This window comes from Photobacterium carnosum (assembly GCF_021236965.1).
Lineage (GTDB): Bacteria > Pseudomonadota > Gammaproteobacteria > Enterobacterales > Vibrionaceae > Photobacterium > Photobacterium carnosum.
Genome location: NZ_WMDN01000001.1, coordinates 344,911 through 358,775, shown reverse-complemented (window position 1 = coordinate 358,775; position 13,865 = coordinate 344,911). Strand labels below are relative to the sequence as shown.

At 38.5% G+C, this 13,865-nt stretch carries 3 protein-coding genes; all 3 read left to right on the top strand.

The genetic code is table 11. The features are described 5' to 3' along the window. Nucleotides 1-501: 501 nt before the first annotated feature. The 3 genes from GLP24_RS01670 (at nt 502) to GLP24_RS01660 (ending at nt 13,787) form a co-directional block, all read left to right on the top strand. Nucleotides 502-9,489, top strand: a complete 8,988-nt coding sequence (locus GLP24_RS01670; RefSeq protein ID WP_331254153.1) for a GEVED domain-containing protein — start codon at nt 502-504, stop codon at nt 9,487-9,489. Between the two features lie 460 nt (nt 9,490-9,949). Beyond that, a complete protein-coding gene (locus tag GLP24_RS01665) occupies nt 9,950-10,432 on the top strand; it encodes a DUF11 domain-containing protein (protein ID WP_101768840.1) in 483 nt (160 codons plus the stop codon). An 88-nt stretch (nt 10,433-10,520) separates the two neighbouring features. Next, nucleotides 10,521-13,787 (top strand): beta strand repeat-containing protein, encoded by a 3,267-nt coding sequence (locus GLP24_RS01660; RefSeq protein WP_232574713.1) that lies wholly within the window; start codon nt 10,521-10,523, stop codon nt 13,785-13,787. Nucleotides 13,788-13,865 lie beyond the last annotated feature (78 nt).

Genomic DNA, 13,865 nt, shown 5'->3' with positions numbered 1-13,865 from the left:
TGTTAGCTAATTGCTAGCATTAGTCATTACTTCCATTCAATAGTAAATGGCTTATATAAGAATGCTGTGGTGATTAATCTCACCACATTCATTCCTTCCGTAAGTAACGAATACTCGTTAGCCTGATAGAAAAATGTTAATTAATGCCGTTGGGAGTTTGAATATTTTATTATCGGAATTTTGATTTTATCGTAGTTCTCAGAATATTTAAAAGTATGTCTATTCTTGTTAATATTAAAGTACGGATCCAATTTGATATTTTTGTACCACATTTTTGTTATGCAATAAATTTTCTGAAAATAAAAACCATTTTGAAATAAGCATAATATATTGCTTGTTTTAAAATGGTTTTTTTTTGGCATGGATGATGCTTGGTTATTAGATGAGATGAATATAACAGTTTATTTTTTTGGTTATAGGCATGAATTACATAGGAAGTAGACATGGTAAATCGGTATTTATATTTATTTTTGAATAGCATACAGGAAGTAAGGATATAGCATGTTTTATAAAAACTCAAAAAAAACAAGTCTAAATAGATTGTTGATTAGTGTTCTATTTATAACTTCAGTATTGTTTATTTATAAAAATATTTTTCATAAAAATGAAATAGAAAGAATTGTTTTAGTTGATGTTAACGTTCAAAATAAAGAATATTTCACTTTATCTAGTATGAAATATTTCGAAATAGATAGTATTAAATTGATTAATGACAAATTAAAAGATAATAAATACGATGTGATTGATCTTGTTTCTCATGGCGAAAATGGTCAAATTATATTAGATAAAGAAATATTGACACTTGAGAATATTAATAATTATAAAAAACAATTAAATTTTATTGGTGAGAAATTATCTGATTCTGGTCATATTAATATATTGGGTTGTGATGTAGCAAAAAATGAGGATGGTAAAGCATTAATTGATAAAATTGCTGAATATACAGGGGCATCTGTTGCAGCTTCAATTAATCCGACAGGAAATAAAATTAAAGGTGGTGATTGGGATTTAGAATATATTACACATCAAAAATCAAAACACTTATCCTCTCTTCCAACTATTTATGAAAATTACTCTGGTATTCTTTATGATCCGGCAACTTATGATCCGGCAACTTATGATCCATTAACTGTTGATACCGATCTTGATGGTGTTATGGATGCTGTTGATATTGATGATGATAATGATGGAATTTTAGATGTTGATGAAGGATATGTTTGTTCGAATACACCAGTGTTTGAGTCAGCGTGGGATATCAAAGTTTATCAAGGTGGTAGTGGGCCAAGCTGTGGCGATCAACTTGGGATTGCGTCAGTAACAGAGATTGCATCGGGCACAATGGATGAGTTTCCAGGGGAACTAAGAGTTGATTGGTATAATGGCGGTTCATCTACATTATTATCAACATTAAATAATAATGGCGGTAATGTAACGGGCTCTAATCCAACGGGAACACATTGGATTGTTCGTCATGAACATACTTTTAATGCTGGTGAAACAGGGATTTATGATCTTCTACCATCAGGGACGACTCATGATAGTAAAATGGGAATAAAAGTAGCCGCTGATGGTACTGAGACACTTTTATTTTGTACTGCTGCTTGGACGCAACCATCTCCTGGGGTAACTAATATCCAGTTCGATGAGGGAGATAAATTACGTTTATACATTAATGAGTATGCAGGAGGGAATCAGGGGTTAACTATTAATCTTGGTGGTGCTTCTGGTCAAATGTATTGTACACCAACATCGATGATTGATTCAGATAACGATGGTATACCTAATCATTTAGATTTAGATTCTGATGGTGATGGGATTCCAGATAATATCGAAGCGCAAACAACCACAAGTTATATTTCGCCTAACAATGATAATCCAGCAAATTACACTGCAAATAATGGGCTAAATTCTGCTTATATTTCTACATCTGGTATCACACCTATTAATACTGATACCGTTGATGACGATGATTATTTAGACTTGGATTCTGATAATCAAGGCGGCGATGATACAACAGAAGCAGGCCTTACATTATCGGGTGATGTTGGTATTAATGGGCTTGATAATAACTATGATAATGGTGATGATTACATTGATGTAAACGGCAGTTTTGATAATACTCAGAATGATAACTTTCCCGATAATGATGCTGATGTGAATTCAGGAGGAAATATTGATTGGCGAGATACAGTTGTGAGTTGTGATACCTCCGAATTAATTGGTGCAACAGCAAAAACAAACATTCAATATGAAATAATTAATGGGTCACCATTACAAATTCATCACATTGCCGCAGGGGGAAATGGTGTATTTAAGGATGGTCAGCGACAATCATACCAGCAGACATCTTATAGCTGTGGTGGTACGTTTCCTTACATGCATCTTAATGATGGTAGTGTTGGCGAATATTGTAATTATAAAGAATTTTTAATGAGTACTGTCAGTGGTATTGGAACTGAAGCTGATCCTTTTTCAGTATGGTCATCACGATATTGGGATAGAAATAATAATAATATTTTTGATAATAATGATATTAAAATTGTGACCGAAATAACTTATATAAATGGTAATGAATTTTTTGATCAACATTATTGTTTAGAATCAGCCAATGGTTCGAATAGTTCTAATATTGGTTTAGCACAAGGATTCGATACGTATTTAAACGGTGGTGATGCAGGCGCTGCATTTGCGATTCCATATAATTCAGCAAATTATCAACCAGATACAGGGCCATATTCATTAATCGGTGTAACTAAAAATTATACAGCTAATGATCAATTTATGGGATATATGGAATTAGATAAATCCTGGGATCGTTATTTCTCTGGCCCTTATTCCACTATGCTTGGATCTAATTTAAATGCGGCGCCATTTTTACTCGATAATACTTTAAATACTAATCCTGGTACTGATAATGGTATTGGGGTGCAGTGGGGATTAGGTGTTGTAAATGATGCATCTATGCACTCAGTGCGTTTGTTGTTTAGTACATTAGGTGGCGCGATATTTCAAGCGAATGAGTATGATTTAGGTGATGCGCCAGATACATCTACTGGAACCACTACAGGTGATTATCAAACATTATATGATGATGGTGGTGCAGGTCATGCTTTTAATGATACTGATACGGATAATCAAAATGATATTGTATTAGGTACGTTATGGGATAGTGATGACGGGACATTACAAAATATCGCGGCAAATGCAGATGATATATTAGACAGTGATGATGAAGATGGTGTCAGTTGGGTTAATAGCTTTGTTCGTGGTGGTAATAGTGATCTTTCAATAACAATAACAAAAGATCCTGAATCAACGTTAACCGGCTTGCGATTATATGCATGGGCTGATTGGAATCAAGACGGTGATTGGCTTGATAGTGATGAACAGGTTATTTCAGATATAGCAGCGACGAGTTCTACTCAAAGTTATACGATAGCTGTGCCGATAAATGCAATACTTGGTAATACTTATTTACGTGTTCGAGTTTGTTCTGATGTTGATTGTAATTCATCTATAGGGCTTGCAGATGATGGTGAGGTAGAAGATTATCTTATTACCGTTGTCGCACAACAAATCTCAGGCTTTGTATTTAATGATGATGGCAATGGTGGTGGTACGGCAACCAATGGTATTAAAGATGGAACCGAAACTGGATTAGGTATTGGAGTCCCGATCGTTGCCTACAACCCCTCGACAGGCCTATGTTATGCAACGACGGCAGATGCAACAACGGGAGCATATACTCTGACTGTTGGGGCTACGGGAACCTATAAAGTTTATGAAGCTATTAATGAAACCGATATTGCGTCTCCAACTTGTCCTCCAACAGCGCCTATATTAGATACCAATACTGGTAGTTATGTTGGCGGAACTATCGGGGATCCTGCCACATATCAATCGAGCAGTGCCAATATTAAGACAGTTACAGCAATAGGTGGCGCTTTAACTGATATAAACTTTGCCGATTTTGTTATTAACTCCTTTGATATTTGTTCTACCCCTGCTTATTTGACCCAAGGCAATGGTTCTGGTTCGACTATTCTAAATGCTATTAATTTAGCAACAGGAGAAGTGACTGCCCTTGTTTCCCCTGTGAATGCAGGTAGTGCTGTGGGTTATTCTATGGTGACAAATACATTGGCCGGAATACAGGGAACAAACACGCTTAACTTATTTGACAGTGCTTATAATACTTATTCATTACCTATCTCTAATTCAACCATGCCAAGTGCTGCTAATAATGGTGACATTGATGATAACGGTATTTTATATGCGCATAATGGTGGTAATTTCTATTTATTTGATACCAATCCAAACAGTGAAACTTATTTAACTCAAGTTGGAACCTTACCGACGACGAGTTTAAATTATGCTGATATTGCGTTTAATCCGGTTGATGGTTTTATTTATTCTGTTCCAAGCAATAATTCACGAACACTATATCGATTTGATCCTACGACAGGTGCTCGTACTTCATTGGGCGTATTACCTGGAATCGCTAATGGACCATATGGTGCAATGTATTTTGATGATCAAGGGTATTTCTATATTTCAGAAAATCCAAATCCCGGCCGAATCTATCGTGTTGATGTATTGAATGGATCAAAGCCTGCGGGCAGTTATACCGCTACTCTTTTTTCTCAAACGAATGCATCAGCTGCTGGTAATGATGGTGCGCGTTGTCGTTATGCACCAGTACCTCTAGATTGGGCTGATGCCCCAACTGTTAATGGTTATGCGACAGAATTAGTTGATAGCGGTCCTCGTCATATGACTGAAGCTTCAACGCCTTATTTAGGGGTAAATAATCCGGATAATGAAAATGATGGCCAACCGACAGTTACCGCTGATGGTGATGATACTAATGGGGTAACACCCGATGACGAAGATGGATTTATTCAACCGAATATCCCCTCTATTTTAGTCGGCGGGGATAGTTTGTCTTTGACGGTTCCTGTGGTTACATCAGGCAGTGATAACCTTTATGGCTGGATTGATTTTGACGTAAATGGTGTCTTTGATGCAGATGAAACTGCAACGGTTGCTGTGGCTGCTTCGGGTAACAGTACGCTTAACTTTACCGTGCCAGCTGATGTTGAAATTATGGATACCTATGTTCGTTTACGTATTTGTTCAAGTACGGAAACGTGTGATAGTCCAACTGGAAGTTCAGGTGATGGTGAAGTTGAAGATCATTTAATTTCATTAAAGCCACCGGGGGATTTGGCATTAATGTTAGCGATAGATCCTAGTGTGAATGTAACTTTAGGTATTCCCTTTAACGTTGTTGTTAGTGTTGAAAACATGGGGGCAACGGTAGCACTTAATACTAAAGTAACGCTTCCTATTCCAGCTGGGTACAGCTTTGTTAAAGCTTATGCCGGTGATGGTGTTACGGAAATCACCACCTATGATCCATTAACAGGAGAGTTAGATCTCGGTGCTATAGGGTTAGGGTTTGATGATTATGCTGTTATTCGTTTAGCACCTCAGTCACTTACGGCACCTGCAATCAATGCCGAAATCATAGAAACCAGTATCAACGATAATGATTCAATCCCCAATAATGGTTTTGGTAATGGTGAAGATGATACCGACATAGTAACCCCTATTATTTCTAATACAGTCCAACCTAATATTTGTGAGGCACCTGTTGTATTTGAAGGCGGCGATGCTTATTTGGCCGCAAATGGTGAATATGTTGTAACCCCTAATATCACTAATCAACAAGGGTATTTATGGAGCTATGAATATATTGACTTGAACCAACCAATGTATGCCGAACTAGCCGTATATTTAGGCGATAGAGCCTGTAATACCGGATGTCCCAATGGAATTGAGAGTGGTGCTGATGGCATGACGTTTGTGCTATCTGCGGATTCACGAGATCTGAATGCTTTTGGTGCCTTTGGTGGTGGATTAGGGGTTGGTGATATTTTTGGTGCAACCCCTGTTTCGCCATCTGTCGTATTTGAGTTCGATACCTTTGATAACACCTTTATTGGTGCTACCGACGATGCGGTAGGAGGGCAATTTATTGACCATACAGCCGTTTATCTCAATGGTGATGTATATACCCCTGATGCTGCTAATACCCTTGTTCCTGCCACGTCTGTTGCTGGGGGCGAATTAGAAGATGGACGCTATCATATTGCGCAATTTGAATGGGACCCAACGACCAATCAATTTACTTATTATCTTGATGGCATCATGGTTAGTCAATTCACTCGTAATATTCGTAATGATATTGGTAATAACATGGTGCGGTTTGGTTTTACGGGTAGTACTGGTGATGGTTATAACCTTCAAAAAGGGTGTTTTACTAAAGCGCCCAATGTATTAGGGAGTGATTTAGGTGACGCGCCTGATACAACGGTTGGTACTGGAATAAATAACTACACCACGACTTATGAAAATGATGGTGCGGCGCATGTGCAGGTAGATAGTGATGACAATGGCTTTATCGATTTACGCATGGGTAATTTGTGGGATGCTGATTTAGGTAGTTTACAAAATATTGGCGCCATTGCCGATGACGATAATAACTTTGATGATGAAGATGGTGTCTCACTTGTTTTATCAGCAACGAAAGGTGAAAACCTTGATATTACTGTAAATGTTATAGAGGACGCTGCGCGCATCAGTACCGGACAATGGGTCTATGCATGGCTTGATTTTAATCTTGATGGGGATTGGGATGATGCGGGTGAGCAAATTATTGCCGATGTCAGTGCTGCGATAGGGAATAATAACTACAGTGTACCGATCCCCGCGAGTGCCGTCGTTGGTTACAGTTATTTACGGGTTCGCTTATGCAGTGATGTCGGTTGTGATAGCCCTGTAGGCTTAGCTAACGATGGTGAAGTCGAAGATTATCGTGTGTTGATATCGGATTTGGTGGGGAATAATCAGTGTGATCTCATTGTACAAACGCGTTTACCAATAGCCGCAACGGATTACAGTTATAACTCACTTGATGTTACTGCCGATCCGATGACGTTTACTGACATTGTTAATCCGATCAATATTACCAATCAAACAAATATCGCTAATATAAATGCGATTGGCTTTAATCGTATTAATGGTTTGATTTACGGTACTTTCACCGATATGTCACAAGCAGATCGTATTCATCATTTGTTTGTGACCGATAAAACAGGCACCAGTTTTATTGATTTAGGTGAAATTCGTGCTGAATCAGCAACAACCATTCGTCGTTTACAAGATGGTGAAAGTTTTGATTTTGCGATAGGCGATTCATTACGCCATAGTGGATATAGTTCCACTTCCACCGTATTGAGTGCTCCGACCGCAGGCGATGTTACCGCGGATGGTAATTATTTAATTGTGTGGCGAACGTCATGGGATTCATTGGTTAAGATAGATCTTAATACGCAGACATTCACGACGGTGCCATTAGATATTGCCACCATGGGTGGTACTTATGGTGGTGGTTCAATAGATGTCGGTGCTGATTTAGCCATCAGTAGCCAATCAGGCCTAGGGTATGTCGTTGATTTGAATGGCGACATGCTTTATAGCCTTAATGTCTCAACGGGTGTCGTTACCGCTCAAGCCCTGACTTATTTTGGTGCAGAGCCAACGTTAGATACCAACAGTAAATTGCAAGCTGGGGCGTTAGTGATTGATAATGCAATCAGTCTTTATGCGATGACGAATGGTGGTAATCATGATGCCAATCAAGACGGCACCATTGATTTAAATGAGCGTGCTGTTGTATATCGTATTAACGTGATGACTCAAGAAGTTGAGTATTTGACAGCATCAAATGAGGGCAGCTTGCAAGGTAATGACGGTGCAGGTTGTTATGATTCAACTGACTATGGTGATGCAGCTGTCAGTTATGGTCAAGCCAGTCATGCTTATTTAGATGTCGCATTAGATGGTGCGGCAGATTTAGCGCTTGGCTCTCGTTGGGATCCTGAATTTACACAGTGGATCAGTGCTGATGCAACGGGCGATGATACCCATGGTCAGGATGATGAAGATCTGAATATTCCCGCTCAAATTATTGTAGAAACCAGTACTACATTACCGATTCAAGTGGTGGGTAATGGGTTTGTCAGTATTTGGGTCGATTTAAATAATGACGGTGATTTTGCTGATAGCAATGAATTATTAATTAACGATCAAGCGGTCACTGCAGGCAATAATAATATAGCGATAACGTTAGATGCCGCCAGCGCTGAAGGGTTTAATGGCAATACTGTGATGCGGGTGCGTTTATGCTCAGCCGCTAATAGTTGTAATACTTTTGATGGTGCAGCCGTTGATGGTGAAGTCGAAGATCATTTATTTGAATTGCTCAATAGGATTGTTTTAAGTGGCGTGGTGTTTGAAGATAATGGTGTTGGTGGTGCAATAGCAGCGCACGATGGTATTCAAGACGGCACTGAAATGGGTTTAGGTAACTTTACTGTTACCGTAACTTTTAATGATGCTGGTGTTACGGGAGTGACGACGGGTGATGTGATAGCCACGGACATTACGTCGGGGGATGGTAGCTATAAATTTATTCTGGGTGTTGATTTTTCAGGTAAAAATTTACTACTTGATGTAATTAAACAAGCGGATTGGATTGATATTAGTGAAGCCAATGTTACCGCTATTCCACAAGTGACTAGTAGCAGTGTGATTGATAGCCAGATGACTGTTAATGCCAGTGCGGGGGATGATATCAGTGGTCTTAATTTTGGTAAGGTACGCGAGCCAAGAATGGAGCCCGATAACTTCAGTGAAGTTGAGCCTGGAAAAGCAGTGCTATTTCCGCATAAGTTTACCGCAGCTACGACTGGGAGTGTGAACTTCTCCATCATAAATCCAGAGGTTGCTCCTGCTAATGACGGTTGGAATGCTGTTCTTTATCTTGACAGTAATTGTAATGGCCTAATTGATGGTGCAGATGCTCAAGTTGTTAATCCGACAGTAGCAAATGGCAATATGGCTGTTTGTTTACTCAGTAAAGTGTTTGTGCCAGCGGATGCACCGCTTAATGGCCAATATCACTATGATATAGTAGCAGATATGATCTTTAGTGATAGTGCGGGAACGGGACACGGTATTACGCGTCAAGTGTTAGATAAAGACACCGTCAGAGCGACGTTCCGTGGTGCAGGCGAGTTAAAGCTTGAGAAAACGGTACGAAATATTACTCAAGGAACGGCTGTTGGAGTCAGTAATAATGGCCGTCCTGGGGATATATTGGAATACGTTATTACCTTTACTAACGTAGGGGATGGTGATCTAACTGAAGTGAGTATTTTTGATAGTACCCCTAGTTATACTGGATTATCTCAAGCTATAGATTGTACCTCGGGTAGCGTGCCAACGTCACTCACTTGTATAACTGTTACTACTAATGGATCCAACATTGTAAGTTATGAGGGGGAGGTACGTTGGAATATGACAGGTTCTTTAGCTCCAGGAGATCAAGGAACAGCTGTTTATTTAATAAAAATAAAATAATATCATCATTGGCTAATATTTTAGGAAAGAACCATACGATAAAATATCGACATGGTTCTTTTTTACATTGATAAATGTAGTATGTGTTAAATATAAAACAGTTGTTATTTAATTAAGACATTAATCAATAAAGTTATCAAAAAAATTGATATTTAATAATTGTTTTACGTAATTAATTGATGTTGGATTTGTTTTAAATTAAGTTGTTATTTTTGTAATACACGCTATGTCAAATGAGCTACTTTTAAAGATATTATTCTATAGTTCGATAATTATAACTTTAATTTGTTTTATTTCGCATTTAAATAATGATTCGCAAAATTATAATTAATTTTCTATTTTGCTTTTTAAATAAATGCATATCATTAACTTATTGTTTTTTAATGGAGTAAAAATATATTTTATTGGCATGCTTATCGCATTATATATATTTCATGGATCATAAAGGATGAGGTGTAATATGAAAAATTTATTATTGATAGTGATTGGCTGTTTGATGATGTCTTTTTCTGTTTATGCGGAAGATGACAACTTACTAGTAAGTAAAATGGATGCATATATAGTTGAAGTAAATAAGAAAGGAGAGGAAAAATTAGTAAAAGCAGAAAATGCCGTACCTAAAGATAAAATTGAATATAAGTTAACCTACACAAATAATAGTGAAAAGCCTTTGAATGGCTTAATTATCACAGGACCTATTCCTGAGAATACTTTTTATATTGCTAATACAAGTAGCACAAAAATTAAATCGAATTTTTTAGTTAGTATTGATGGAGGAAAAACATTTGAAAAAGAGCCAGTGAAGCGCGAAATAATGAAGGATGGAAAAAAAGTTGAAGTTATTATTCCACCTGAAAAATATACCGCCGTTCGCTGGATACCATTAACAGCTATTAATGCTAAGGAAAAACAAGTTTTTGCTTATCGCATCGAAGTTAAATAAACGTTAAGTAAATGTACCGCCCTGCGATTTTGCAAGGGTATTTATACACATCGTAATTAAATTAATGACCTTAAAAGGTAACCACTTTATGAATACGCATTTAAAACCTATCAGTGTATGGGTTGCGGCGGGGCTCATAACGGTAGGTGCAGGTTTACTATCTAGCCAAGCCCTTGCAGCTACTGCCGCCGGAACTGATATTAAAAACTTAGCAACAGTAACCTATGAAGATGAGTCAGGAAATAGTTATACCGCAACATCTAATGAAGCGGTTGTAACTGTAGCTCAGATTTATAGTGCAACGATTGAGCAGGATCTCAATACTACTGGCTCTCCAGGTCAAACGGTATATTTACCTCATGTATTAACCAATACAGGTAATGGTGCTGATACTTATACATTAACATTTGCGCAGAATCTGCCAGGAACTGATACGCGAGGAACGGATACGATTGATGCTACCACATTGAAGCTCTTCAATGATGCAAATAATAATGGTCAACCAGATGCGGGTGAAACCGAATTTACTTCTGGTGATACTGTTACCCTAAATGCTGGTGAGCAAATGAACTTAATGCTTGCAGCTGCTGTGCCTACAACAGCCGTTCCTGGCGATACACTTGGTGTGACATTAGAAGCAGAAGCTCATGATGGTACACTTGCTCCTATTGATGGCTCTGTCACTGATATTGGTGATAACAATGATGCCTTACCTGATACTAACGCATCATTAATTACAGTGACTAACGATGCTGTGGTTAATATTACCAAATCAGCGACGCACTTAGAGAATGTTGGTACGGAAACCGCATTAGGTATTGATTTAGATGGTGATGGTGGTACAAACCGAGAGTTAAGTTTAATTCGTTACACAGTAACCGTTTCTAATACAGGTAATACAGACGCTAAAGATGTGGTTATCTTTGATGGTATTCCTGAAGGAACTGTATATGTTGCGAGCAGCACCGGTGGGTTGTATGACGCATCTAGCAGTGGTTTGTTAGCTGTTAATGGTGATACACCGATTGATTTTGCGGCTAATTTAGTTGATGAATCTACACATGGAGTTGATTTAGACCAAGATGGCACTAATGATACCGCTGAAAATCAAATTGATGGTGGCTTAGATCTTAACAGTAACGGCACGACAACGGATACTGCCGTACCTGGTGTATATGCTGTTGATGATCAATTAGCGTCAAATACAACTATCTCCATGACTTTCTACGTTGCGTACTCTCCTGAAACAATGGAAGGCGATACTGACATTGGCAACGTCGCTTATTCATGTTCAGATCTTAATGGGGATGGACTCTTTGATGGCCCTGGCGAATGTAATGATCCAGATCCTACAACTGCAGGTCCTGATCCATCAAATCCAACCACGACAACCACAACGACGACTACTGGTGTAGGTATCACTGATACTGGTACTGAAACTGGAACGTCAGGTGGTGGTGATTCTGATGGTACTGATGATAATATTCAGACAGTAGATTCAGCTGCTGCTGGTAGTGAAGTGTTCTTCTATAACAAGATCATTAATAACGGTAATACCACCGATAGCTTTGATCTTTCTACGGCAAATGTGAGTTTCCCTACAGGAACAACATTTGAATATTGGAATGCGGATGGTACAGCACAACTTGTTGATACTAATGGTAATGTAACACCTGATAGTGGTCCTGTTGATCCTTCAACATGTATCGATGCCGCTGTAACTATTGATGGTATTACTGTCAATTGTAATGAGACATTGTTCCGTGTCGTTGCCAATCTGCCATCAGATGCTGCTGATTCGCCAACACCATTTGAAGCAACAACAACGGCAACTTCTTTCAATGATGCCACTCAAACGGACAGTAAAACTGAGCGTTTAGATAATATTACAGGTCCTACTGTTGATATTGCAAACACAGCAATTACTACCATTGATCCTGCAGTAGATGTCGATCCAGTGCTTCTTGCTGGTGGTGTACTTACTAGTGCAGATATAGCTACGGTGTTTAATGATGAGCCTTTAGGTTCAACTGTTACTGCGCCTATTTATATTGCTAATGAAGGCGGTAGTTCAGATTCATTCCTATTAAGTGCTGAAGGTAGTTATAACGGCACAAGCTGGGAAACCGCACTACCAACTGGCTGGACTGTTGTATTCAAGCATAATGGTATTGATACTGATGCAGATGGTACGGTAGATATTGCTGCAACGGGGAATGTGATTACATCAACACCAACTATTCCTGCAGGTGCTGTATTGTGGGTTAATGCTGAAATTACTATTTCTTCTGATCCAACTCAAGCTTTAGCTGACAGTGATCAAACGGCAGCGATTGATGCAAATAGTGATGGTGATATGGATTATATCATTTCACTTGTTGCTACATCAGACGCATCTAATGCATCTAACCGTAAAGTTGAAGCATTTGATGTTGCAACTGATGCAAGTATTGATATTACGCCAGCATCATTAAGTAACCAAATCGAACCCGGTGGTAGTGTTACTTACGACCACACGTTAGGTAACAATGGTAATACAACTGAAACTGTTGATTTAAGTTCAGGTAATAATATGACTGGATTTAATAATACAATTACTGTTGATACTGATGGTGATGGTACACCTGATACTGAAGTTGGTAACTTATGTGATGATCCTGTAACGACGCCAATTATTGTGCAGCAAGCGGATGGTTCTACTGTAAGTGTAGAAGTAGCGTGTGATGCAACCGATGGCTCAGATACAGTTCCAACACTAACGTTAGAACCTGGTGAAACCATTCCAATGGAAGTCACTGTATTTGCACCAACAGATGCAACATCTGGTACAAATAACCTAACAACAATTACTGCTGTATCAACAACAGATCCAACAGTGACTGCTCAAGGTCAAGATAATTCAGAAGTTGTTAAAGGTCAGGTCCGTCTTTATAAGTATGCTGATTTAGATACTGATTGTGATGGTGTTGCTGATACTGATAAGACCTTCTTAAAAGAGCAAACGACAAATGTTGAACCTGGACAGTGTGTTGTTTGGAAACTGATTGCTGTTAATGAAGGTACATCTAATGCGCTAAATACGGTTATTACAGACCAATTAACTGAGTACTCTCAATTTCATGCGGGTGGTAGCTTAGTAAGTTGTCGTAATACGACCGATTCAGGCACTGTTGTAGCACTTGCTGATGCAACATATCCTTTAGAGGCTGATGATTTAGGTCCTTTATGTAACCCTGATGGTACTACTGGTACTGACGTTACTGGTGCGGTAAGCGGTGACACTGTTACCTTTACTGTAGGAACACTTGTTCCTGGTGATAAAGCTGTCGGTAACTTTGTAGTGAAGATTGATTAATAGCAAATATAACCTAGCCCTCCCTACCTTGTAGGGGGGCTTATTGAGCTTATTTTAAATATATATTTAAAAGTAATT